Here is a 24,539-nt window from a genome sequence, read left to right as displayed (position 1 = left end):
ATAGAGCGCTTTCAAATCGGACTGAGGGACGGTTGAAGGGGGGGTAATCTGGGGGGAGGAGATTCTCCCGTGCAGAGGCGAACTACATTAGCGAAGCCATGCGGAAGGCTATAGCGTAACTTTAAGCGATCGCCATTGGTGCTGGGGCTTCATTGCACGGCTGGGGTAGGAATTGCTATATATAGCAAAAGCAGTGAAAAGCACAAAAGCGAAGAAATTTTACTTTTTAGATACATTATCAGTTTGAAGGAGTGTAAGAGAATTCAAGGCAAAACACGATCGCGACGGTCGAAAAACTGAGGGCGAAAAGGGTGTCAATACCGGGTGGAAGTCTGACGTTCATTCGATCGCTTCAAGAAAAAAACCTCAACCGCAAGACGAACGATCGAACCTCAACACACTCACAGCGATCGATCTCGATGGGGTTTAATTCGTAAACGCCGCGCGATCGCGCAGACTCCCTTGAGGAAGGATCCGACCGACGTCAACCCTCGAATGAGAGTCTTATTCCGATTTCGGGCGTTCGCCACGGGACGCCAGAGACGGATCGCCCCACTTAATTGAGAACCAGATAGCTTCATAAAAACCGGATTAAAAACAATGACACAAGGTCCGACGGCGTTCGATAAACCAACCAGTCAAACTCCCATCCCCAGTCCTTCCAACTTGCAAGGCGACCACCCACCCATCCGCATCGGGGTGTTGCACTCCCTGACGGGGACGATGTCGATTAGCGAGCGATCGCTCGTAGACGCCCTCCTGTTGGCGGTTGAGGAAATTAACGCCAGTGGGGGCGTTCTCGGATGCCCCCTGGAAGTGGCGGTCGAAGATGGGGCCAGCGACCTCAAAACCTTCGCCCAGAAAGCGAAAAAGCTGTTGGAGGTCGATTGCTGTGCGGCGATTTTCGGCTGTTGGACGAGTGCGAGTCGCAAAGCGGTGTTGCCGATTTTAGAAAAATACGACGGTTTGCTCTTTTATCCCTTGCAATACGAGGGACTCGAATGCGCTCCCCAAATTGTTTATACGGGAGCGACCCCCAACCAACAAATTATTCCCGCCGTCGATTACTTGCTCGAACGCGGGTTGCGCCGGATTTACTTGCTCGGGTCGGACTATATTTTTCCGCGCACGGCCCATCAAATTGTCAAAGCGCAGTTAGCGGCGCACGGGGCCGAGTTAGTCGGGGAAGAGTACATCCCCTTGGGGTCTGAAGAGGTCGGGACGGCGATCGCCCATATTGAAACCGTACAACCGGATGCGATTTTCAATACCCTCAACGGCGATAGTAACGTCGCCTTTTTCCGCAAGCTGCGCGAGGCGGGATTTACCCCCGATCGCCTTCCGGTGATGTCGGCGAGTATCGCCGAAGATGAAATCCGGGCGATCGGCGCCGAACCGTTGGTGGGTCATCTGGTGGTCTGGAATTACTTTCAAAGCCTCGACAGTCCCGAAAATCAGCAATTCGTGCGCGCCTATCGGGAGAAATACGGCAGCGATCGCGTCACCGACAATCCGATCGAAGCGAGTTATATGGGGCTTTACCTGTGGAAGCGGGCCGTGGAAAAAGCGCGCTCCACCGAGGTCGCTCAAGTCCGCGCCGCCCTCAAAAATTTAGAAATTATGGCGCCGGAAGGGGCGGTCAAACTCGACGGGAAAACCCAACATACTTGGAAAACCGTTCGTATCGGTCGGGTGTGCGCCGACGGGGCGATCGAGCAAATTTGGCAAAGTGACGCCCCGGTGCGCCCGGATCCGTTCCTCCAGAACTATCCGTGGGCTGCAGGGCTATCGAGGAGCGGATTTAAGGGAGAAATCCAAATTGCGGCGATCGGGCTGCTGGTGGGGTTGTTGGGGCTGACCTGGACCGCCGTGGGTGGCAGTTGGCTGGCGTCGAATCGCATCGAAAGCGAGATGAGTGCGTTACTCGGGGGGTTGGATAGCTTAGCCGTCGGCGATAACGAGGGGATGCGCTTGTTGGCGCAAGAGGCGATCGCCGCCGCCAGTCGCAATCAATTGCTGTTGTTCGTCGCCTTCGTCGCCAGTTTGATCTTGATGCCCGTGGCGATCGGCTTTGTCTTCAATCTCAGCCGCAGTTTGCGCCAAGTGACCGAAACGGCGAAACTTTTAGCCAGTGGGGATTTGACTGCGCGATCGCCCGTGCGATCGGCCAGCGAAATCGGCGTGCTCTCGTCCACCCTCAACACGATGGCCCAGCAAGTCGCCTGCTTGCTCACCAGTTTGGAAGTCCGCAACCGCCAACTCGAAGAGCGCTCTCGGGCGTTACAAATGGCGGCGGAAGCCGCCCAAGCTGCCAACCGCGCCAAAAGTACGTTTCTGGCAAACATGAGCCACGAATTGCGAACCCCGCTCAACGCGATTATCGGTTACAGCGAAATGCTGCAAGAAGATGCCCGGGATTTTGGTTATGAAGAAATGACCCCGGATTTGCAGAAAATTCGCACCGCAGGTAAGCAGTTATTGGCCTTGATTAGCGACGTTCTCGATATTTCCAAAATTGAAGCGGGGAAAATGGATTTATGTTTGGAAACGTTCGAGTTAAGGGATTTAATTGAAGAAATTACCAGCACGATCGAACCGCTCGCCCAGCAAAATAATAACCGCTTGATTCTGAAAATGCCCGAAGAGTTGGGAACGATGCACGGCGACTATATTAAAGTCCGCCAGTCGTTGTTGAATTTACTCAGCAATGCGTGCAAGTTCACCGATAACGGCGAAATTAGCCTCGAAGTTCGGCGCGAGGGTGGGGCGACGGGAGAGGGGGACGATCGCCCCCGGATTGTTTTTGAGGTCGGCGATACGGGGATTGGCATTTCCCCAGAGCAACAAGCGAAGTTATTTCAAGCGTTCCGACAGGCGGATGCTTCGACGACGCGCAAGTACGGGGGAACGGGCCTGGGATTGGCGATCGGCCAGCGTTTTTGTGAGATGATGGGCGGCCAAATTAGGGTCGAAAGCGAAGTCGGTCGCGGTTCGACGTTTACGGTGGTTTTACCCGCACTGGTTCGTCTCGAAGGGACGGCGGCGGATGACGACGCCGAGGAGGAGTCGGAGGGGGTCGGTGATTCGCGATCGGGGAGAACCTTGCGATCGCCCTCGGCGGTGTTGCCCCCCAAGGCGATGGTTTTGGCGATCGACGACGATCCGGCTTCCCGGGATTTGATTTCTCGGGCGCTGACGAAGGAAGGGTTTCGGGTGCGCGCTTCTGCAAGCGGTCGCCTGGGGTTGGAGTTGGCGAAGGAACTGCGCCCGGATGCGATTACCCTAGATGTGATGATGCCGAGTATGGACGGTTGGGCGGTGTTGTCGGCCCTCAAGGCGGATCCGCAGTTGGCGCATATTCCCGTGATTATGGTGACGTTTGTGGAGGATAAAAATCAGGGGATGGCTTTGGGGGCGGCGGAATATTTGAATAAACCCGTGGATTACAAGCGCTTTGCGGCGCTGTTGAGTCGCTATCAAAGTCCGGAGGGTCGGCGCAGAAAGGGCGATCGCCCGGTCACTCCGTCTGCGGATTTGAGTCGATCGCAATAACCGCCTTCATCCGGTTGGCAAGATCGCACGGGGCGATCGCCGATGGAGGCGGTTGGCGAGGAGCTTTCCCGTTACGGGAGCTTAGTCGAGAAAACCCATGAGTTCGGTGCTGTCGTCGATCTCGTTAGAGGCGATCGGACGGTTGCCCATCAGGCGGTCGTAAACGATCAGGTGGCTGGCGGCGATCGGGCGCAATCCGGAGACTTTGAGGGTGTCGGCGACTTCGATCGCACTCTGGCTGATGGGGCGAATCCCGGAGGAGTTCATCGTATCGACGACCTGCAAGGTACTCGCGGAGACCGGACGGTTGCCATACATGGGGTTGTTTTCGGCAAGTTTTAAGGTACTGGCGGCGATCGGGCGATTTCCCGGAAGATTGCTGGTTTTATAGAGTTGCAATCCGCCTTTTTTATCTTTGGGGGTTTCTTTATCTTTCACCGCAAGGCTACTCCCTTGTGTTCCGTTATCAGTTTTTGCGTTTTCTGTTTCCTGGTCTGCCATCGGCTTCACCTCAGTTGTCTCTTCTGACTTCGTTTTGGCTGAATTGGTCCGGCGACGACGGCTGCTGCCTCTGCTCGTGCTTCGGCTGTTGCTCGTCTCGTTAGCACTCATCGGTCAATCCCTCGTATGATGGCGTAAATACGACTGCTATTGAAAGGCAGGCGAAGAATTTACGCGATGTCCGTATAATGATTTTTTCGGTTTGATTATAAAAATACTATAAACTTCAAACTATCTTAACTTAATTAATATTAAACAACATATTTTTTCACCAAAATCGAGCCACTTGCTCGGTTTTCTTATCGCCGAGATTAGTCCGTCTCATCAGTTGCGATCGCCCATAGGCTCGATCGCCCCCGCTTCGAGATGCGGCGATCGTTGTAGATTTCCCCGATGGCAACAGTTACACTAAGCGTTTCAAACCGAGCTGGCCCCGGCTAACTGATAAATTTCGATCAGTTGTTGGTAATTGCGTTCGGCAGTGTAATGGCGCTCGAACTGCGATCGCGCTTCCTGGCGCATGGCGTCGATCTGTTCTGGATGGGCGATCGCCCACTCCACTTTCTCGATCGAATCGCCCACATCCCCGACACGGAAATGCAAGCCCGTGCGCCCCGGCTTCACCACAGTAGACATCGTACCCACATTGCTCGCCACCACGGGCAAACCCACCGCATAGGCTTCAAGGATCGTCATGCTCAACCCTTCGTACCACAAAGACGGGAACATCAACAGACTCGCCTCTTTCATCAACGCCAACACCCGGTCTTTGGGCTGTCTTCCCAGATACTCCACTCCGGCGATCGTGTGGGCCGCCCTTTCCACCACTGGGGTCAACGGTCCGTTACCGAGAATTTTGAGCGGGATTTTCTGACCGAGATGTTCCCACACGGCGAGCAAAATATCGATCCCTTTTTCCGGAGACAGTCGCCCGACAAACAGCGCGTAACCCCCGCGCCCTTGCCCCATGCCCGGATCCGGTGATATAAAGTTGGGCTTGAGCGAAATTTTTTCGGCGGGGACGCCTCCTTCGATAAACTTATTGCGCGCAAACTCACTCAAGACGATGTAGCGATCCACGCGATCGCGCCAGGTTCCGCGCCAACGGTGAACGGCTTGCATGGTTCCCACGACGAACGATCCCACCCGACTGTCTCGATAGCATCCGTGAACCACGGCGGGCCAAGGAAACCATTTCCCCAGGCAATCTTCGCACGGTCCCCCATTGCGGAAAAAATAGGAATTGGAGCAGAACAGTCGGTAATTGTGTAAGGTTTGAACCACGGGGACGCCCGCTTCGCGACAGGCATCGTAAACTGAGGGAGAAAATAAGGGAAAAAAATTGTGAACGTGAACGACATTCGGTTGAAACTGATGTATTTCTTTTAAAACTCGTTGTTTTGACGATCGCGAATAAATCGCATTCAATGCCGTTTTGAGTTTTCCCGCCGCTCCAGCAATTTCGTCGTTATCGACTTTAAATAACCGGACTGAGTGTCCGTGCCCTTCGAGTAATTCTTGCTCGACCTTGACCACCTCATCCTCACCCCCGGGGATTTGATAAAGGTTATGTAGGATTAATACTTTCACAATTCGACGAACTCCATCTCCACGTTGAATTTCACTGTATTATTATCGTTTAAGTTTACTCCGTTCCCCAAGACCCCTTTTTAACTATATAAAATTTAATACAAAAAGTTATTTAGACTATCCCTCAAAGGAGCGATCGCCTCTCATGACTTTTCTCAATCAAGCTATTGAGAAAAACCCTTCATTTTGACGGGGATGTCCGGGGTGTATTCCTCATCACCCTTCACCCTTTTTATACGATCGCCGATCTTATCGGGATGGCGGCGGCGATTTCTATCGTTCTAACCCCAAAAGTTTTGCTATATTTAAAACCAATGAAATGCGATCGAGTAGGGTGTCTCGATCGCGGGGTGATACCACACACATTTACTTGTCAACAGGGTTGCAATGTCTACCACTACAACACAGTTAAGTGAAGCGATCGCCCGCTACGAAAATGCTTTTATCGAATTTGAGGGGGAAGAGAATCAACCGAGTCGAGAGCGGATTCTCAAGCTGTTAATGGCGCGCGACGCCGTGGAAGAGGCGATCGCCGAAAAAACAAAAGTTTCAGAACAGACCGTTGCCCGACTGTTTGAATTAGATAGCCAACTCCAAGAAAATAGCAGTAAAATCGCCAAATTTGGCAACTTGGATCGGTGGCGAGCCAGCCTCAACCCCCCACAATCCTCCTGGTGGTGGTATTTTCAACCGCCGCAAGAAATCGACCCGTGGGATCGCCTCGATAACTTGTGGGATACCCTGACCGCCGCCGCCTTAATTTTCACGGGCAGTTTCATGGTCAGTACCTTTCAAGCGTTTTCCGTCGGCGGGTTGGGGGTCATGGAAACCTTCGGAACTCTCGCTCAAGGGGCGGGATTGGCGCTCGTGGGGAAAGGCGCCCTCACCAGCGACGGTAAAGCCAAAGTCAAGAAAGCCTGCCAGCAGATGGGGATTGCCCCGCGCTATCACAGCGAGGTCATGTTCGGGTTTTCCGCCTTCCTGCTGCTCGGCGCTTACGGACTCAACAGTCAACTTCCCGCCATCGGTAAGGTCTACTACGCTACTGGACAAAGTCTTTACCAAGAAGGCCATCTGACGGCGGCGGCAGATAAATATTTACAAGCGATTCAACTCGATCCCGACAACATCGAGATCAAAATTGCCCTGGGAGAAGTGTACGAATCCCTCGGCGATTTGGATAAAGCCCTGGCTCAGTACAAACAAGCGGTAGAACGGGGGATGGCGATCGGCTTCAACCACATGGGTCGGGTCTACATTGAAAAAAAAGAGCCGATTACGGCAGAAACCTACCTTCGCATGGGTTTGGAACGGGTCGGCGATGACGATCGCGTGCGTTATCAATTGTATCGCAATCTCGGTTGGTCGTTGTGGGAACAAAAACTCTACGAACAGGCCGCCGTTCCTCTAGAAAAGGCGATCGATATTGACAAAAAAATCCCCGTTCGCGAGGCCAAACCCTTTGGCGCCGGAATGGCAAATTGCTTGTTCGCCGAGACTCTCGAACGTCTCGGCGAACAAGAACGGGCCAATCGCCACTGGGTCAACTGTCAGCAATTTGCCTTACCCGAAACCCTCGACGAGTATAAATGGTTCATGCTCGTGGGCAAGCGGGAGGTCGCACAACATATTGAAACCGGGGCGATCGTCGCCAAACACGACCGGATTGATACGGAGAAAGTCGCCGTCGATGTAGTTGAAAAATTGACTGGGGACGAGGAGATCCCGAACGATGGAGCGACCGCAGTCGAGGAAAATCCGGATGAGAATACGGAAGATCTCCAGACCGCAGGCGGTGGCGGAACGGAGCAAAGTCTCGCCCCCGAACCACTAGAAATTACCGACCCACAAAAAGTCCAACAATTGCGCTACAACTTATATCAAATGGTCGATGTCAACTGGCGAACGATACCGACCTTCAACAGCGATTTGATTTATCGGGTTGAAATGGGCGAAGACGGCGAACTGAGTGCCTACGAACCAATGAGCGAGGACGCGGACGATTTTCTGCAAGAAGTTCCCCTGCAAAGCTTACCGCAATCGAAAGAAGCGGAAGAAGCGATCGCCGAATTTAAAGTTGTATTTACGCCAACGGGAGAATTACATATCACGCCTTGGTCTAACTAGGCTCAACGGCAATTCAAGCCAATGTCAATCCGGCTCTCGATGGGCGATACGCCTCTGGCGTCGTTTTGCAATCGCCGTGCATTTGCCGATGGGAACTAGAGCGGCTACCCTAGAACCATTAAACTTTCGGGAGTGCAAAAGGCGATCGCCCGTTGGGGAGCTGAACTGATGACCGATCTGAGTGACGAGAATCCTTGCTGTACTTTAGATCGGGCGATCGGGCGCTATGCCGACGCCCTCGATCGCTTCGCTCGCAGCCTTCCCCATCCTTCCCCTCAACCCCTGCTCGCGGTCCTGCTCGCCCGCGATTGTATCGAAGAACATTTACCGGAAAAGACCCGCGCCAGTGCGGAGAATATCGCCCGCCTGCTCGAACTCGACGCCCGCTTCCAACAGCTCACTCATCAAGCTCACCTCGATGCGGATCGCTTGAGCGAGTATCGCGGCAGTTTGAAACCCCCCGAGTCGGCGTGGTGGTGGTTTCCCGAAAAAATCCCCGCCCCGCGATCGCAACAGCCCTGGTGGTCGCGCTGCCCGAACTTTGTCTGGAATTTAGGCACGGTGGTCTGTTTGGTCTTTGCCGGAACCTGGATCACCAGCACGGCCCAAACCTTTTCCGCCGCCCACGGTTTCGATTTTGTCGGCACCCTCGCCACCATCGGACAAGGGGCCGGACTGGCAGTGGTGGCGGGAGGCGCCCTCACCGAACGGGGTAAGAAAAGTGTCGAACAAATGCTCGCCAGCACGCCAATTCCCCCCCACTGGCACGCGGAAGTTACGTTTGTGGTGGCGTTGTCTTTGGCGGGGGGGACCTGGTTTATCAATCATTCGGTCACCCCTCGCGTCGCCTCATTTTATTACCGCGAAGGACAGGAATTCTACCAGAAAGGTGAGTGGGCGAAAGCAAAAAAGAAGTACGAACAAGCGCTGTCATTAAATCCCGACGATCCCACGGAGATTCAATTTTCTTTAGGCAAGATTTACGAAGCCCTCGGCGATTTAGACCGGGCGCGATCGCAGTATGAAAAAGGCTTGCTCGAAAGTCATCCCGCCTCGTTAATGGGGGTCGGTCGGGTGGTGTTGTTAAAGGCAATTTATGATGGCGAACCCGTTAGAATCGCTGCCCCTGCGGAACTCAAGCTTGTATCGGGCAGTGGGGAGGGCTCGGAGTCGGAAACCAAGCGCGATCGCACCTTTTTAACGCAATCGGCGAATAATGCGACCTTCTTTTTGCGCTTGGCTGAGGAAAAAAATCAGAAAAATGAGAAAGATGGCATCGATCGCCGTTTGTCTGACGAACAAGAAATCGAACTACATACCAATTTTGGCTTGGTCGAACTCGTTTCTATTGGCTATTTTAATAATAATGTCAGTCGTGAAATCGAACTCAAAAGTGATGAGGAAGTTCGCGAAGTCATCGACGGGTTAGATGAGGCTCGCGAGCGCTTTGTTCGAGCGTTACGCTTGGCGAAGGTCAAAACAGAAAATGGCGAGTTTTTCCGAGTTGATGGCGGGATATCCGAGTGTTATTTGAGCGTGACGAAAGCGTTAATTGAAAAAATTGAAGCGAGTTTAGATAAAACCCCGCCTACAGATTCGCAATCTCCCCCGATCTTATCGGCGATCGGTGGGGCGATGATGGGCACCAATGCGGCGGCGATCGATATAGAACAACTCAAAAGTAATGCGGTTCGCGAAACTTGCAGCCAAGCCACTCCCAAAACTTATTTTCAATACCAACAAATTTGGGCGTTGCTCGATTCGGTAGAACAGCAATCTTTGGAAATTAAAAATACCGAAGAAATTGCCAATTTACAAAAATTGCTCGAAACTAACCTGAAACAAAAAGCAGGTAAAACCAAACTAGAAATGCCTTTGGTCTATCGGGTTCAAGTTTCTGAAGATGGACAAATTGCTAATTATTGGGCGATTGAAGAACAAGGCGATCGCCAAGTTGGGGAAACTCCCCTTCCCGAGTTAAAAGCCAATGAAGCCCTAGAAACCGATCGCTTTGCATTATTTAAAGTTGTTTTTGCTGGCGATGGCATCCAAGTTGAACCCTGGCAAGATCCTCAAGAATAAATGATTTTTGAGGAAAATTTTTGACCAATTTTTGACCTTTTAAATTGGGGAGTGAGTGGGAAATCGAGACTCGGGAGTTAGCACGAATTTCAATGGTAAAAAGATCGACCCACCATTCGTTCTCGATGGCGTAGAAACGAATGATGGGCTGAAGTTTACCAAAATTTAAGATGTTTTGTTATCGAATTGTTACCGATTCCGGGGGAGTCGATCTTCTTAAAGAATGAGGGGGAGTAGAAACACTTTCGGCAGCGTTGCATTCAGGATCGTTGGAATGTAATGCGGATTGTAAAGACAGAGCGTGTTCTAAGTGAATAATTTCTCGTTCCAATTCGATCGCCTCTTGCAGTCCTTCCCAGGAAGGCGCAAAGGATTTCATCACCAGAGAGCAAGCTTTCCAGCCTCCGCGCACGGGAACCCCTAGTTGTTGGCATTGTCCGCCTCTGCGTCCTTCGGGACTGAAGTGGGTGCAGTGGCGACAGGCTAGTCCTACACAAGTTGAGCTGTTCATAGGGATCGCTGGGAAGGAAAGATATTGTGATTGGCCTAATTCTCCTGCAATCCCTCGTCTACCTCGATGGGGATCGATCGATTTACCTGCTTGGGTTATAGGGGATTTAATCGGAGTTTGTAATTTTATATTTTCTTTAGGGTTCTGTAAAAAACAGATACAAATTGGGTGAGTAAAGACTTTATTGTCTGAGGGTAAAAACGATAACTCTTACCGCCAAACCAACGGGGATCGCGAAGAACCGAAACTCACGGAGGTGGCGATCGCGTAAAAAAGAGTCGGGAATTGGCGACCCTATGAGGCGATCGTCTTGAAGTTTTCGAGCTTCGAGAGAATAATCGATCGCTGAAAAATGACGACAGATTTGAGAGAGAACCGAACCGTTCTCGATCGCTGTTAACTACGCTACATTAACTAAAAAATTTGACCTTCGAGCCGTGGGGCGATCGCTCAACGACCAGACCAACTTTGGGCCGCACACAACGCACAGACCGACCAGCGTTCCAGTTCTCCCGGCGGGGTGGGCGCCTGACATTGCGGACATAAGGGGAAAGAGGCCGATTTCGCCTGGGTTTGAGCGGCCCAAGATTGAAAAGCCGTTTTGGCATCCGTCGCCGCCTCGGGGGACGCCTGAGCCGTGGTTGGGGGTTCGTCGGGGAGACGACTGGGATGCTGTTGCCACAACTGTTGTAATTCGGCAACGTCCTGAGTGGCGATCGCCGTTTGACTCCAATCGCGAGTCGAACAGCGAATATCCTTCAAGTCCGGGTAACCGCGATCGCGCAATTGTCCGGCGATCTGATGTCGTTTCAAGGTCAGGGTTTGCGCCCAAACCGCACTCGCCGTGGCAACTTTCAAGATGCCGCGATCGAAACTGAGGGGGCGACTGTACCGTGCGGCGGGAGCACCGACGACCTCGGCCCAGGTTTTGAGTAATTGGGTGTAAGCTTGTTGCTGACGCACGAAACGGGTCGCCGCCATCGAACCGAGAATGCGATCGAGGGAATCAAACATGGGATGTTAGATTTTAGGTTTTTTGATGTTAGGTTTTAGGTTTTAGATTTTAGATTTTAGAAAGGCTCGAAGCTGATGGAGGTAGGCGATGGGGAAAAGTTATACTTTTTATGGTAAAAATCATTGCAAAAAATGTTAAAAAATGACGGGCGATCGCCTCGAACCCCTCCCAAGATAAAATCCCATTCAGGCGAAAGAAGCGAGCCAAGACGACTAGACTAGATACCGATCTAAAAAGTGACCTGAAACAACTGACCGGAAACATCCCGAATCGAAACATCTACGGGTAAGTAGCGAATTGAGTCAAAAGGAGCGATCGCAAGATGGGTGACAATAACAACGGTACGAATCAGCTCGACCAGCTCGAATCTGGGGCAGAATACGGCGGGTCTGGATTAAACCCGACCTTGCAAGCCGTATTAAACAATCTCGATGTCGATCTCAATGAAGAACTGACCCGCTACAGACGGGAAAAACGCAAACAAGGGGTTTCACAAACCCCAGCGACCGCGTCCGAACCCGTCGAACCGGAGCGCGTACCAACCCCGCCAGCCACCCACGGCGCCGACACTGCCGAACTGCCGGAGGTGGGGGCCGTCAATCCCTTCGCCGAGACGAACGGCGATCGCGCCCAAGCGCACGACTTAGACGCTTCCGAGACCAATGGAACCGAAGCGGGTTCGACTGCAGCCGCGCCGTCGGAACCGAAAGACTATCTCGAATCCTCACAACAGTTAGTCCAGACCTTAGAAGAAGAAGAACGACGCAAACGGGCTTCCTTAGCGGCGCGACGGTCGCGGCGATCGCGCGATAGTTTATTGAGTCCGTTAGGGATCGGCTCCATTTTACTGTTCCTCGTCGCCATTGGCAGTTTGGGCTATGCGGTTTACAACTTCTCCGCCAACCAACAAGCCCGCCAGTCCGACGAAACGAGGGAAGATCGCGTCGGTCAACTGCTCGATTCTACGGCGGACTCGGGCTCGTCGGAGGCGATCGAGTCGCAACCGAGCGACGTGACCCCAGATTTAGCCTCCCGAGAGTTTGTAGACTTGGACTTGCAGCGCCTCGGAACCCTCGAAAGCGAATCCGAAGCCACGCCCTCCCCCGTGGCGACCCCGACCGCCCCTCCCAGTCCGACGCCCTCCGCCGCTACGAGTCCACCGAGGGAGAGTGCGGGGAATGGTTCGGAAGGATTGGGGGATCTCAGCAGCACCTTAATCCCGCCTGCGGTAGAATCGCCCGGTCCGGGAAGCGGGAATGGGACGAGCAGTGCGACGCCGACCCCCGCGCCGAGTTCGACGGTGAGCGCCGCTTCATTCCCCGATTTTTATTACGTGTTGATGGAATATAAAAACGACGAGAGCTTGTTTGCAGCGCGCGAAGTCGTTCCCGATGCTTATGTGCGGGAGTTTCCCATCGGGGTGAGGATTCAGGTTGCCGCTTTCGAGGACGAAGCCTCGGCGAAGGTGATGGTCGAACAAATGAAAGAACAGGGATTAGCGGCTCAAATGTACACCCCTTGAGGGGGACTGGACTCTCCAACTGGTGCGATAGGATAAAAGAAATATCGACCTCGGATCGGTTGGCGCTGTCGGCAGGCGTTTGAGGGTGGAACCTCGCACGAGTGCGTCCAACGGCGATCGCAAGGCCAAACGGGGGGTTAAAAACAGGGTTTAAATTTCTACCTAAAGTTCTTTAAACTTACTCACTTTTTATATTCAAATCAAAATTTGAGTAAGTTTAGAAGGACTGAAGCCGCAAAAATCGCGGATTTCACCATCTCCATTGTTTTCTGCTAGTCTTTATGGTAGCTGAACTTAGCCGAACAAAAAGAGGGTTGAGGAGTTCAAAAAAGTCAGTGAAAGGCTTGAAGACCAAGCTAGACTTAAATAAGCGACAACGAACGCTGATGGCGAAACACGCAGGAGTCGCTCGACACGCTTGGAATTGGGGACTGGCTACCTGTAAGGAAATATTAGAAACCGGAGGTAAACTCCCGAGTGCCATAGACTTACACAAAAGATTAGTCGCCGAGGTAAAAAGTCGGAATCCTTGGTACTATGAAGTTTCCAAATGTAGCCCTCAAGAAGCGTTGCGAAACCTAAATAAAGCGTTTAAGCGAGTTGGGCAAGTCAAAGGAACAGGTTTCCCCAAGTTTAAGAAAAAGAAGGTCAAAGATAGTTTTTACCTGGAAGGAAGCATTAAAATTTCCGGCGATCGGGTGAAGCTACCTCGGATCGGTTGGGTAAAAAGCCACGAACAGTTACCGCCAGTTCATCCCAAAAACGTCACGATAAGTAAACGAGCAGGGGACTGGTATATTGCCTTTAAAATTGATTTTGAACCCCAGGCCACACCAAAAGTAAGAGAGCGGATTGGGGTGGACGTAGGAATCAAAAAGCCACCCTGAGCGATGGTAAAATCTATCCCAATCCGAAAGCTGATCGCCAGGCCCAGAAAAAACTAGCCCAACTCCAGAAAGAACTAAGTCACCGTCAAAAAGGAGGTAAAAACCGAGAAAAAACTAAACTCAAGTTAGCTAAAGCCCACCGACGCATCGCCGATATTAGAGCCGACCATTGACACAAGTTAACAACTTACTTAGCCAAGAACCACGGTGAAGTAAAAATCGAAGACTTAAATGTGTCAGGGATGCTCAAAAATCACAAGCTGGCTGGTGCGATTGCGGATGGTGGGTTTTATGAGTTCCGTCGTCAGCTTGAGTATAAATGCGAGTGGTACGGGAGCAAATTAACATTGATTGACCCGTGGTATCCCAGTTCGCAGATCTGTTCTAACTGCGGACACCGACAAAAAATGCCACTGGATCGAAGACAGTATGATTGTCCGAACTGTCACGTCTCCATAGATCGTGACTTAAATGCGGCAATTAATGTAGAAAACGCGGAGAGTTCAGCCGTGTAAGCAAGCGTGATGGAAAGGTCTCGGAAGATCCAAGCTAGGAACTAAACATCAAATGATTAAGTTTGAGTAAGTTTTAGAGAGCGGTGAATGGAGTTGTCTATGGGATTAATTGAGCGAGCGATCCGGGTAATTCGCTCGAATATTAGCAGTTTGATCGATAAGGCCGAAGATCCGGAAAAAGTCCTCGAACAGACCATCATGGATATGCAAGAGGACTTGATCCAGCTTCGCCAAGGGGTGGCCCAGGCGATCGCAACCCAAAAACGAACCGAACGCCAGTATTCTCAATCGCAGTCTACGGCGAACGAATGGTATCGGCGAGCGGAACTGGCGTTGCAAAAGGGAGATGAATCCCTCGCCCGGGAAGCCCTGACCCGCCGCAAGTCTTACCAGCAAACGGCGGACGACCTCAAGGCTCAAATCGACCAGCAAACGGAGATCGTCAATAAGCTCAAGCAGAATATGCGGGCGCTGGAGAGCAAGATTGCGGAGGCGAAGAGCAAGAAGGATTTGTATATCGCCCGGGCGCGATCGGCGAAGGCGTCGGAGAAAATTAATGAAATGCTCGGGAGTGTCGGGACGGGCAGTTCGATGGCGGCGTTCGAGCGCATGGAAGAGAAGGTGATGGAACTCGAAGCGCGTTCGGAGGCGATCGCGGAACTGGGAACCGACGATATCGACCGCCAATTTGCCGCCCTGGAAGCGGGGGACGATGTCGATACGGATTTGGCCGATCTCAAGGCGAAGCTGCTGTCGGAGTCCCCCGGAGGGGGTCAGTTACCCGGGAGTGCGGCCAAACCGAAAGCCGATCCCGATGTGGAACGGGAGTTCAATCGATTGCGATCGGAAATGGAGGGGTCTTGAGGGGCGATCGCCGGGGTGCAAGGGAGACGGAAACCGGGCTGCGATCTAGCGATTCCTACTGGGAGTTCCTAAACTGGAAGGACATGCGTTTTTTGGGATGGAGCGTTTGAAAGAAAGAAGGTTTCGATCGCGTGCTGCCGCTCTCGAAACAGGAGAAGCTGGCTAGTGAGCGAGCCGATCGGTTGTAAAGGGGACAGGTTCGGTTCGGACCTTATCCACCCCGTGGTTATCGTGTAAATCGACAAAGGACAATAAAAATTATGGGATTGTTCGATCGCATTAGCAGAGTTGTCAAAGCCAATCTGAACGACTTGGTGAGCAAGGCTGAAGATCCGGAAAAGGTTTTAGAGCAGTCGATTATCGACATGCAAGAGGACTTGGTGCAGTTGCGTCAGGCGGTGGCTTCGGCGATCGCCAACCAAAAGCGCACCCAACAACAGCTCAGTCAAGCCACCCAGCAAGCCAATACCTGGCAGCAACGCGCCCAACTCGCCTTGCAGAAAGGCGATGAAAATTTGGCTCGCGAGGCACTGGTTCGCAAGAAGTCTCACGGAGATACGGCAGCGACGCTGAAAAGCCAGCTCGACGGTCAAACCCAGCAGGTCGAAGCCCTCAAACGCAATTTGATCGGCTTGGAGAGCAAGATTTCCGAAGCAAAAACGAAGAAAAATATGCTCAAGGCCCGCGCGCAAGCGGCGAAGGCGAACGAAAAGCTCCAACAAACTCTCGGTTCGATCGATACGGGGGGTTCGATGGCGGCGTTCGAGCGCATGGAAGAGAAGGTCTTGCAAATGGAAGCGCGATCGCAGGCGGTTACGGAATTGGGCGGGTCGAGTTTGGACGACCAATTCGCGGCGTTGGAAGCGGGGAGCGATGTCGATGACGAACTCGCCGCGATGAAGGCCCAACTGACTGGGGGGTCTCCGACTCAAGCCCAATTGCCGGAAGGTAAAGAAAAAAGCGATTCTCACTCTTCCGCCGTCGATGCGGAGTTGGAAGAACTGCGATCGCAGCTCAACGATTAGTAGGGGTTCGAGACGACCTCAGTTTAAAGATGACGGCCTCGATCGCCTCCAGTGGAGGGGCGGCGAGGCCGAAAGAATTTTAGATTTTAGATTTTAGATTTTAGATCGGGCCAAACGGGTGTTCGTTCAGGTGTCCTTAGTGGCAGAGTCTGCCGGGAAGTCAACGGCGAGCTGGTGCTGTTGTCTGGCGATCGCCGTTAACAATATTAATATTTTTTAAGAATTTTTCATCCAGAAACCGAGAGACGATCGACAGGGCGATAAGCTAGTGATGATGGTGATTCACAACGGGTGGAATGAGCAGCGTAATTACAATTACAGATAGCCAATTTGAAACTGAAGTCGAACGAGCGACGCAACCCGTGTTGGTGTACTTTTGGGCGTCGTGGTGCGGCCCGTGCCGATTGGTTTCGCCGTCGATCGACGCGATCGCGGGTGAATATGGCGATCGCCTCAAAGTGGTCAAACTCGAAGTCGATCCCAATCCTGAAAGCGTGGCCAAATGCCAGGTCGAAGGGGTTCCCGCTTTAAGACTGTACGACGGTAACCAGTTGCTCTACTCCCACGAAGGTGCGATTACCAAAGCCAAACTGGCGGATGCCCTCCAAGCCAAACTTTAGGGCGATCGCCCCCCAAATGGCCCCAACTCGAATCGAAGCGGGGACGAGCTGACAAGCGATTCCCGGGCGGCGATCGTCTCGTTTGAAGCCTAACAAGATAGCCTTCCTCTCGATCCGAGTCTTCACCGACCAGTTGGAGAGCTTCCCCACTCAAGCACCAGACCGATCCGTTTTCACAGACTCACATCTGACAAGATCATGCAGTTCGCCAAACGTTTAGAACCCCTGCGAGCGAATGTCTTTGCCGATATGGATAACGCCAAGGCCAAGGCTAAAGCCGCAGGACTCGATTTAATCGATTTGTCTCTCGGATCGTCGGACCAGCCTCCTGCCGACCACGTGATCGAGACGATCGCCCGTTCTTTACCCGATCGCAGTACCCACGGCTACGTCCTCTTTCACCGAACCGGCGAATTTCGCGAAGCTGCCGCACGGTGGTACCGCGATCGCTACGGCGTCGAAGTCGATCCGCAAACCGAAGTCCTCACCTTAATCGGTTCCCAAGAAGGAACCGCTCACTTGCCCCTCGCGATCCTCAATCCCGGCGATTTCGCCCTGCTCACCGATCCGGGCTATCCCTCTCACATGGGCGGCGTCTATCTCGCGAGCGGTCAAATTTATCCGATGCCCTTACGCGCGGAAAATCACTTTTTACCCGTCTTCGACGACATCCCCGCCCCCGTTTTGGAACAGGCGCGGATGATGGTACTGAGTTACCCGCACAACCCGACTACCGCGATCGCGCCGTTGTCCTTTTTTAAAGAAGCCGTCGCCTTCTGTCAGCGTCACGATTTGGTATTAGTCCACGACTTTCCCTACGCCGATATGGTCTTCGATCGCGAAGCCACCGAAGCGGCGCCGTCCGTTTTACAAGCCGACCCGGAAAAAACCGTTTCGATCGAGTTTTTTACCCTGTCGAAATCTTACAATATGGGCGGTTTGCGCGTCGGTTACGCGATCGGAAATGCCGAATTAATTCGCGCCTTGCGTCAAGTTAAAGCCGCGATCGATTTCAACCAATATCAAGGCATTCTCAACGGGGCGATCGCCGCCCTCACCGGACCGCAAGATAGCGTTAAACAAAACCTCGAAGTCTTTAAAAAACGGCGCGATACTTTCGTCAACGCCCTCAACCGCATCGGTTGGGCCGTTCCCCTGCCGATTTCGACCATGTACGTCTGGGCCAAACTGCCCGAAGCTTGGCAAAATGATTCCGTCGGTTTCTGTATCCAGATGGTCGAAAAAACCGGGATTGCGGCCTCTCCCGGCGCCGGATTTGGTAAAGCAGGCGAAGGTTACGTCAGATTCGCCTTAGTTCACGATCCGCCGATTTTAGAAAAAGCAGTCGAACGGATCGGACAGTTTTTGAACTCCTAGTCAGCGCCTGAAATTTAGCGTCCACACGATCGCCGATGATTGAAACGTCATCGGTCTTTTTTTGAAGGGCGACGTCGAGGGACGATCGCCCCTCGAATCAATCAGAAAGGTGAGCTACAATTGCCCTGAATTCTCGCTTGGCGCGATCGTCGAAAAATCCATCCTTTGCTCTCGTAATTTTACTGATTTTTTCGAGGGAATTTTTCCATTGTCCGATTCAAACTGCGCGATCGCCCGTCTAAATACTTAATCCTCCCTCAAAAGCAATAATTTTAAATTCTTTACATAAACTTCATCCGAAAAAACCCTAACTTCATCGGGGGTTTGAGAACGATCGTCTAATATAGAATCACCGAACTTAGGTAGGCCGTTGGGAGACCGTCCGAACCTCTCGAAACGCCGAACTGGGTTATACCGTTTGTAGGTTGCACTCAAACACGATTGCCTTGTGAGGGCGATCGCACCTAAAGTCCGATCTGTCAATTTTAATTATTACAGAAAGACTTTAAAAACACCCGATTTCCTCATTCCATCGATCCCCCACTCACATAGAAAAACTTCTGGAGACCAAACTCATGGCAGGACTGTTAAAAAACCTTTTCCTCAGCGCTTCCGTTATCGCAGGCGTCGGCGCCATGGCAAGCGCCCCAGCCTTTGCCGCCAGCCTGACCGGAGCCTCCCTGAGCGGAACGGGTAGCAACACCTACGGCATCAACCCCGCAGCCGATTTCGAGATTTGGGACTACGCCTCCGGCAGTTCCTCCGTCCTCGAAAGCTACGGAACCAATACCGCCAACTTACTCGACGTCCTCGGCGGAACGGGTTCGAGTCCCGGCGGCAACATCGAACTGTTCAAAAGCAGTGAAGTCGGCTTAAACAACAGCCAATTTTTAAACTACGACGGTGTCAGCAGCTTAGATGTCAGCTTCGACGACGGAACGAGCCTCACCTTCAGCAGCTTGACCGCCCAAGATTTATTTGGTTCGAGCCTCGATACCTCGTACTCCGGCAACACCTTAGCCGTTCAATGGTTTAACGATGCCTGGAATGCCAACGTCGGTAACGTCATGACTGGCATTAATAACATCTTGGCAGCCGATCCGGGTTTGCAAATGATGGCAAATCTTGTGTTCGGTATCGGGCCGACCGTTGATAATGAAAGCGAACTCTTTACCATTTTAGAATTTGTCGGCGGTTCCGAATATTCCAGCCGCGAAAACTTGTTTGATGCCTTCTACAATGCGGGTGGCTTCCAGCGCACCGTTGACGCCAACATCGCCTACGTCAAAAAAGATGGCGATCGAGTGAACTGGGGTCTCGCCGGACACGCCGACTTACTCTTCTATGCACCCGCAGAAATTCAAGGCTTGCTCAGCAATGCCGGAATCAGCTTGCAGGCGAGCGAACTGTTCAAAGTCAATGACGAAATTTTCTACACCTTCGCTGGCGTCGGCAGTGATGTCATCGGCGATGACGGTATTTCCTTCAACATGACCTACGAAGGTGGAACTACCGTCGCGGCTGCAGTTCCCGAACCCTCTGTGATGCTCGGGTTAATGGCGGTTGGCGGTTTGGTCGCTGCCTCCAAACGCCGCAAAGCGGTTAAGGATGCCTAAATTTCTGGGTTAGTGTTTGCAGATTCATCAAAAAAACCCGGTTTCTCGAAGAAACTGGGTTTTTTTGATGCGGGTTGTTGCTGTGGGTTGTTATAGAGTTGCTTGCAACTGGTCTAACAAGCCTTCGACGTAAGTTAGAGCATTGCGGATGGTGGTGGAATCTTCAATATCGATATCGACGTATTTTCGCAGGGCTTCGACTTGGTTGAGACTACCGCCTGCGGCGAGCAGTTCGAGATAGCCGGGGATAAAGTCTTTACCGACTTCGCGATATTTTTGATAGCACGCGAGGCTGACGATATTGGAGGCGGTGTATTGATAGCAGTAGAAGGGTTTGAAGAAGATATGACCGATGCGGGCCCAGTCGAATTGATGTTCGTCTAAGAGTTCGACGGCATCGCCGCAGAGGGTTTGATAGAGTTCCATCCATTTATCGTTGACGAATTGGCGATCGAAACTGCCTTTGGCGGCGCGATCGTGAATTGCCAATTCCAAGCGGCTGATGGTGCTTTGGCGGAAGAGTAAATTAAGCTGATCTTCCAACTGCCGGGTTAATAGAGCTTTGGTGAGCATCGTATTATCGGCGGCATTGTGGAGTAAGTAATCGAGTAATAACAACTCGTTAAACGTGGAAGCAATTTCTGCTAACACTAACGGGGGATTGCTGTTGAAATAGGATTGCGCGTCGTCAATCCAGGCGAAGTGCAAGCCGTGACCCATTTCGTGGGCGAGGGTAAATAGGGAGTTGTAGTCGTCGGTATAGGAGAGCAGTAAGTAACTATGTTTGCCGTGGGAATAGGCGCAGAAGGCTCCGCCGCGTTTTCCGGGTCGGACTTTGGCATCGATCCAGTTTTTGAGGAAAAATTCTTCGGCGCGGCGGGCGTAGTTAATATCAAATTGTTCTAAGGCTTTGAGTAAAGTTTCGACCCCGTTTTTGTAAGAAATGGGGGGGAGTTGTTGTCCGTTTTCGGTCGTCCAAGGGGCATAAATATCGCAAATGCGGATTTTTTCGCCGAGGGCTTCTCCTTTGAGGCGATAGTAGCGTTGAAAGAGGTCGAAGCGACTTCCAGTTCCGTCCATAATCGCTTGAAAGACGGGTTCGGAGACTTCATCGGCTAAGAGTTGTTTGTGTAAGGTGGAGCGATACCCGCGCATCTGGCTTTCGATGCGGTGGTCTTGACAGAGGGTGTTGAGGATGTAGCTGTAGAGGGAGTTGTGCTGTTCGAGGACTTGACGGACGGATTTGTAGGCGTCGTGGCGGACTTGTCCGGCGGGGTGGAAGAGTAAGGCGCTGAGTTCGGCTTCGGTGGCGGCAGTTTGTTCGTCGGGGGTGGTGACGGGTTGATATTCTTGTTCGCCGAGATGGACCGATCGCAGTTGGACGAAGGCTTGGCGTCCGGTGAGGCTATCTTGGTTGCGGGTTTGTTCGACTTCTTCGCTGAGTTTGTGGGGTCGATATTCGTTAATTCGATGGAGGTAATGTTTGTATTTGGCTAAATGCGGATCGGATTGTAACTGTTGGAATTTGTGGTCGTCGAGTTGTTGGAGTTCGAGGTCGAAGAAGAGGAGTTGATTTTCGATCGCCGTCAGCGCTTCCATGACTTTATCGAGGAATTGCTTGGCTTCGGTGTTGCGGGTGTCGGCGGAGAAGACGAGGGAGGGGTAGCTATAAAGATAGCCGGATTTCTGACCGAGGGCTTCGAGTTCTTGTAAGGCGGCGAGGACTTGTTCGGAGTTGAGTTGGCTGACTCGTCCGCGATAGGTGTCTCGGAATTGGGCGGCGGTTTGGGTGAGTCGGTCGAGGTCTTGTTGAAATTTGGGATCCTCGAAGCTTTGGTAAAGGTCGGATAAATCCCATTCGGGGGTGGTTTCGAGTTGGGAAAGCAGGGTTTGAGCGGTTGAAGACTGAGAGGTTTGAATCAAAATTGAACTCCTTGTTTTTTCTGGGATTGAGTGGGACAATTTTTTCCCAATCGATGCAAGCTGGCACGGAGCAAGGATCGTATGGGGATGAGAATTCCAGTGCCGACGAGATCGCGGGCTGGCTGGAATGGTACTTCTTTTATTTTAGAAGTGATTTGAGAGGTTATTTACAAAAGTTGGAGGTTTCGAGCGATCGCGCGATTCTGTTTTGGAGACGCTACGCGATCGCCGATCGCCACCGTCGGCGGTCGGCAAAGTGGTGCGAAGTTTGATGCAGATTATTTATTTCGATGAATGGATAATATAATGTGGTCAACTTCTTTGAAAGAATGGCGAAGGTCAGTTTTTTTGACGGGTTGAGAAATTAATGCGCCCGATCGTCGAAGTTTTTGAAAATTTAGAGAATCCCGATCCGAATTACGCTCGCCTCTATGGCCGTTTCGGATATCCCGATCGCATCTGGCCGTGGTCGCAATTGGCACAAAAATCGCCGCGATCGAGCCGCTTTTTAGATTTAGGATGTGGTACGGGATACGTGGCGGTTCCCTTGTTAAAACTCGGTTATGAAACGATCGGCGTCGATGCCAATCCGCAAATGTTAGCGATCGCCCGTAAATACTGTCCCGAGTTGAAAACGATTTGCGGGCGTATCCAACAGTTAAATTTAGGCGATCGCTTCGACGGGGTGATTTGTTCTTCGACATTGTTAAATTTGTGTCCGATTGCCGAACGAGAACGACTGTTAGAACGGGCGATCGCCCATCTCAAACCCGAGGGATGGTTGGGCATCGAATTATTTAGCTCGGCTTGGTTAAAACAAGCTACTATGTTTGAAGATCGACAACAAAAAGTTTGTTGTGATTTTATCGATTTCGAGCATCAAGTCTGGTACGGAAAAATTGAATATTTTTTTGACGACGCCCACTATTTACAACGGTTCTTCGTCAATTGGTTAGAAGAAGAACAGTTAAGGGCGATTTTAGATAAATGGGGTTTGACAATTGGCGAGCAATTCACGATCGAACCATTGCAATCTATCTACGTAGCGCGCGATCGCACCGTCGTCAATTGCACCCAAAAAACACTTACAGCATTTTCCTCTGCTATGCAAGACATTTAGATCTCCCTAAATCCCCCTCGCCAGGTAGGGGTTGGGTTACCAAACCCCTACTTTCCTGGTTCCCCCCGAAATCACCCCAACCCCCCTTTCAAAGGGGGGCGAAGGGGGGATAGAGGAATCGGTACTGTACCTCATCAGACGCCCGAGTGCTGTAAAACAGATCCCAACAACACCGAGGGACACGAGATCTCGTGTCCCTCGCATTCACCATCGATGCGGGATGAATGATTTAGCCAATATTTAAAGCCGCATCATTGGTGACGACAATTACCGATCCATTGAGAGCTTCCGGGGCAGTATTGTCAATTAAACCGAGAAAATCGCCCGTATTCGTCATAATTACGGTATTTCCGCCCGTTCCTTGTAATAAAATGGTACTCGGGTCGATGTTACCCGCGATCGCCACGCGATCGCCCGCAGTGAAATCGGTCACGCGATCGACCAAAGCGATATCGTTGACTAAATCCGTTGCCACGCGGAAGACAAAGGTATCGTTACCGCCGCCGCCTGTCAGTACATCCGTATCGACATCGCCGATTAAAATGTCATTTCCTTCCCCTCCGGTCACGATATCGGCGCCGCGACCGCCACGAACCACATCATTACCGTTGTCGCCGTTAACGATATCGTTCCCCAAACTGCCATTGACGACATCGTTACCGTCGCCACCGTTGACGACATCGTTATCGCGACCGCCACGTAAGTAATCGTTGCTACCGTTCCCGTTAAGTTGGTCGTTTCCAGCATTACCGTTAATGACATCGCTACCGTTCGATCCGGTTACGAGATCGTCTCCGGAAAAAGAGCGCACGCCCCCGGGATGGTTTAAGGTATTTTCGGGAGCTAATTGCGCTTGGTCGTTGCCATCAGTTAAATCAAAAAAGTTTAACGAAGCATTGGCTGTTGCGGTCAAACTTTGGAAAGAATTCAGTAAAGTATTGTCGGGCAGAATTTGACTGGTCGGTTGACTAATAGGATTGCCAAAAACCTGAGTCCAATAGGTATTGAAATTGTTGACTCCGGTATCTTCGGCGAGGAAGAAATAGCCGACACCGATTTCGCTGATATTGGGATCGAGAATATTAACGCGATGATTGGGGCTATTCATCCATCCGGATACGACCCCTGCGGGGGTGTTGTAGCCCCAGGCAATATTTTCGGTAACGGTAGTAAAAGGATAGCCCGTGGCGCGCACGCGATCGCCGACATTTTGACCCCTCGGATCGATGTGATCGATGAAGTCTTCTAAAGCCATATTCTGGCTTTGAGTTTGGGCAGCTTGTGCTAATTGCGGATTGAAGGATAAGGGGGCTAAACCTAATTTTGCCCGTTCGGCGTTGGTTAACTCGACAACTTGGTTGATAAATTCTTGAGGTTCCACGATCGGTTAAGGTAATTATGTTTAGAAATAGAAATTTGTGGGAGATCTTGGGCCGATCCTTGAAAATTCACCGATCCGGGTTGGCTGCAGTCCACCTAATAGGGCTGTTTCGATAGGGGCGATCGCCCCTGGGAACAAAATAAATAGTGGGGTGGTCTTAGCAACTGACAGGGACTTGGATGCGATCCAAACTTGTGGATTGGCAACCTTTCTAGGGAACAACCCCGTCACGATCTACAGTTGAACTGACTAACCTTTTACAGGTGTTAGCTGGCGCTTTCCGTAAGCGTCGGCTTTTTGTGGGTTAGTTT

General features: G+C 51.7%; 17 protein-coding genes and 1 pseudogene. 12 read left to right on the top strand and 6 right to left on the bottom strand.

Annotation, left to right across the window (positions count from 1 at the left end; all coding sequences use genetic code 11):
• Positions 1-600: 600 nt before the first annotated feature.
• Entirely contained in the window at positions 601-3,552 is a 2,952-nt protein-coding gene (gene urtA, locus JJD41_RS09360) for an urea ABC transporter substrate-binding protein (protein ID WP_200665679.1), read from the top strand.
• Positions 3,553-3,633: 81 nt separating this feature from the next.
• On the opposite strand, the gene JJD41_RS09355 is transcribed toward urtA, so the two are convergent.
• Together JJD41_RS09355 and JJD41_RS09350 are read right to left on the bottom strand one after the other, a co-directional pair.
• A complete protein-coding gene (locus JJD41_RS09355; protein WP_200665678.1) occupies positions 3,634-4,164 on the bottom strand; it encodes a hypothetical protein in 531 nt (176 codons plus the stop codon).
• 306 nt (positions 4,165-4,470) lie between these two features.
• Complete coding sequence (locus JJD41_RS09350; protein WP_200665677.1) at positions 4,471-5,643, bottom strand: glycosyltransferase family 4 protein; 1,173 nt, start codon at positions 5,641-5,643, stop codon at positions 4,471-4,473.
• 387 nt (positions 5,644-6,030) lie between these two features.
• Here JJD41_RS09350 and JJD41_RS09345 point away from each other — a divergent pair, with 387 nt between their 5' ends.
• On the top strand, positions 6,031-7,770 hold the full coding sequence (locus JJD41_RS09345; protein ID WP_200665676.1) for a tetratricopeptide repeat protein: 1,740 nt from the start codon (positions 6,031-6,033) through the stop codon (positions 7,768-7,770).
• A 168-nt stretch (positions 7,771-7,938) separates the two neighbouring features.
• Positions 7,939-9,852, top strand: coding sequence for a tetratricopeptide repeat protein (locus JJD41_RS09340; protein ID WP_200665675.1), 1,914 nt, complete (start codon positions 7,939-7,941; stop codon positions 9,850-9,852).
• Between the two features lie 178 nt (positions 9,853-10,030).
• Here the strand turns inward: JJD41_RS09340 and JJD41_RS09335 are convergent, their stop codons facing one another.
• Together JJD41_RS09335 and JJD41_RS09330 are read right to left on the bottom strand one after the other, a co-directional pair.
• Entirely contained in the window at positions 10,031-10,363 is a 333-nt protein-coding gene (locus JJD41_RS09335; protein WP_200665674.1) for a hypothetical protein, read from the bottom strand.
• 450 nt (positions 10,364-10,813) lie between these two features.
• The gene (locus JJD41_RS09330) at positions 10,814-11,377 is read right to left on the bottom strand and encodes a DciA family protein (RefSeq protein ID WP_200665673.1); all 564 of its coding nucleotides are present in this window, start codon (positions 11,375-11,377) and stop codon (positions 10,814-10,816) included.
• A 323-nt stretch (positions 11,378-11,700) separates the two neighbouring features.
• Here JJD41_RS09330 and JJD41_RS09325 point away from each other — a divergent pair, with 323 nt between their 5' ends.
• The 7 genes and pseudogenes from JJD41_RS09325 to JJD41_RS09295 all read left to right on the top strand — a co-directional run bounded on the left by JJD41_RS09325 (position 11,701) and on the right by JJD41_RS09295 (position 19,804).
• Positions 11,701-12,900 carry a hypothetical protein gene (locus JJD41_RS09325; protein WP_200665672.1) on the top strand — a complete coding sequence of 400 codons (1,200 nt, stop codon included), beginning with the start codon at positions 11,701-11,703 and terminating at the stop codon, positions 12,898-12,900.
• 281 nt (positions 12,901-13,181) lie between these two features.
• A pseudogene (locus JJD41_RS09320) lies at positions 13,182-14,302 on the top strand (RNA-guided endonuclease InsQ/TnpB family protein).
• 99 nt (positions 14,303-14,401) lie between these two features.
• Positions 14,402-15,166 (top strand): PspA/IM30 family protein, encoded by a 765-nt coding sequence (locus JJD41_RS09315; RefSeq protein ID WP_200665671.1) that lies wholly within the window; start codon positions 14,402-14,404, stop codon positions 15,164-15,166.
• 260 nt (positions 15,167-15,426) lie between these two features.
• Positions 15,427-16,191, top strand: coding sequence for a PspA/IM30 family protein (locus JJD41_RS09310; RefSeq protein WP_200665670.1), 765 nt, complete (start codon positions 15,427-15,429; stop codon positions 16,189-16,191).
• Between the two features lie 296 nt (positions 16,192-16,487).
• Positions 16,488-16,811, top strand: coding sequence for a thioredoxin family protein (locus JJD41_RS09305; protein ID WP_168569614.1), 324 nt, complete (start codon positions 16,488-16,490; stop codon positions 16,809-16,811).
• 198 nt (positions 16,812-17,009) lie between these two features.
• Positions 17,010-18,188 carry an LL-diaminopimelate aminotransferase gene (locus JJD41_RS09300; protein ID WP_200665669.1) on the top strand — a complete coding sequence of 393 codons (1,179 nt, stop codon included), beginning with the start codon at positions 17,010-17,012 and terminating at the stop codon, positions 18,186-18,188.
• 575 nt (positions 18,189-18,763) lie between these two features.
• The gene (locus JJD41_RS09295) at positions 18,764-19,804 is read left to right on the top strand and encodes an NF038130 family PEP-CTERM protein (protein WP_200665668.1); all 1,041 of its coding nucleotides are present in this window, start codon (positions 18,764-18,766) and stop codon (positions 19,802-19,804) included.
• Positions 19,805-19,894: 90 nt separating this feature from the next.
• On the opposite strand, the gene JJD41_RS09290 is transcribed toward JJD41_RS09295, so the two are convergent.
• Positions 19,895-21,727, bottom strand: a complete 1,833-nt coding sequence (locus tag JJD41_RS09290; protein ID WP_234488566.1) for a M3 family oligoendopeptidase — start codon at positions 21,725-21,727, stop codon at positions 19,895-19,897.
• A 53-nt stretch (positions 21,728-21,780) separates the two neighbouring features.
• Here JJD41_RS09290 and JJD41_RS09285 point away from each other — a divergent pair, with 53 nt between their 5' ends.
• Both JJD41_RS09285 and JJD41_RS09280 read left to right on the top strand, forming a co-directional pair.
• On the top strand, positions 21,781-21,999 hold the full coding sequence (locus JJD41_RS09285; protein WP_234488565.1) for a hypothetical protein: 219 nt from the start codon (positions 21,781-21,783) through the stop codon (positions 21,997-21,999).
• A 95-nt stretch (positions 22,000-22,094) separates the two neighbouring features.
• Positions 22,095-22,847 carry a class I SAM-dependent methyltransferase gene (locus tag JJD41_RS09280; protein ID WP_200665666.1) on the top strand — a complete coding sequence of 251 codons (753 nt, stop codon included), beginning with the start codon at positions 22,095-22,097 and terminating at the stop codon, positions 22,845-22,847.
• Between the two features lie 229 nt (positions 22,848-23,076).
• Here JJD41_RS09280 and JJD41_RS25685 read toward each other — a convergent pair whose 3' ends face one another.
• The gene (locus tag JJD41_RS25685) at positions 23,077-24,228 is read right to left on the bottom strand and encodes a CAP domain-containing protein (protein WP_200665665.1); all 1,152 of its coding nucleotides are present in this window, start codon (positions 24,226-24,228) and stop codon (positions 23,077-23,079) included.
• Between the last annotated feature and the right edge of the window lie 311 nt (positions 24,229-24,539).

The organism is Oxynema mangrovii CENA135 (assembly GCF_016632315.1).
GTDB lineage: Bacteria > Cyanobacteriota > Cyanobacteriia > Cyanobacteriales > Laspinemataceae > Oxynema > Oxynema aestuarii.
This window is presented reverse-complemented; position numbering and strand designations above follow the sequence as displayed.

Bases quoted from the DNA above. Each gene is read 5' to 3' on its own strand.
- urtA (WP_200665679.1), top strand. From the start codon at position 601: ATGACACAAGGTCCGACGGCGTTCGATAAACCAACCAGTCAAACTCCC.
- JJD41_RS09355 (WP_200665678.1), bottom strand. From the start codon at position 4,164: ATGAGTGCTAACGAGACGAGCAACAGCCGAAGCACGAGCAGAGGCAGC.
- JJD41_RS09345 (WP_200665676.1), top strand. From the start codon at position 6,031: ATGTCTACCACTACAACACAGTTAAGTGAAGCGATCGCCCGCTACGAA.
- JJD41_RS09340 (WP_200665675.1), top strand. From the start codon at position 7,939: ATGACCGATCTGAGTGACGAGAATCCTTGCTGTACTTTAGATCGGGCG.
- JJD41_RS09335 (WP_200665674.1), bottom strand. From the start codon at position 10,363: ATGAACAGCTCAACTTGTGTAGGACTAGCCTGTCGCCACTGCACCCAC.
- JJD41_RS09330 (WP_200665673.1), bottom strand. From the start codon at position 11,377: ATGTTTGATTCCCTCGATCGCATTCTCGGTTCGATGGCGGCGACCCGT.
- JJD41_RS09325 (WP_200665672.1), top strand. From the start codon at position 11,701: ATGGGTGACAATAACAACGGTACGAATCAGCTCGACCAGCTCGAATCT.
- JJD41_RS09315 (WP_200665671.1), top strand. From the start codon at position 14,402: ATGGGATTAATTGAGCGAGCGATCCGGGTAATTCGCTCGAATATTAGC.
- JJD41_RS09310 (WP_200665670.1), top strand. From the start codon at position 15,427: ATGGGATTGTTCGATCGCATTAGCAGAGTTGTCAAAGCCAATCTGAAC.
- JJD41_RS09305 (WP_168569614.1), top strand. From the start codon at position 16,488: ATGAGCAGCGTAATTACAATTACAGATAGCCAATTTGAAACTGAAGTC.
- JJD41_RS09300 (WP_200665669.1), top strand. From the start codon at position 17,010: ATGCAGTTCGCCAAACGTTTAGAACCCCTGCGAGCGAATGTCTTTGCC.
- JJD41_RS09295 (WP_200665668.1), top strand. From the start codon at position 18,764: ATGGCAGGACTGTTAAAAAACCTTTTCCTCAGCGCTTCCGTTATCGCA.
- JJD41_RS09285 (WP_234488565.1), top strand. From the start codon at position 21,781: ATGCAAGCTGGCACGGAGCAAGGATCGTATGGGGATGAGAATTCCAGT.
- JJD41_RS09280 (WP_200665666.1), top strand. From the start codon at position 22,095: ATGCGCCCGATCGTCGAAGTTTTTGAAAATTTAGAGAATCCCGATCCG.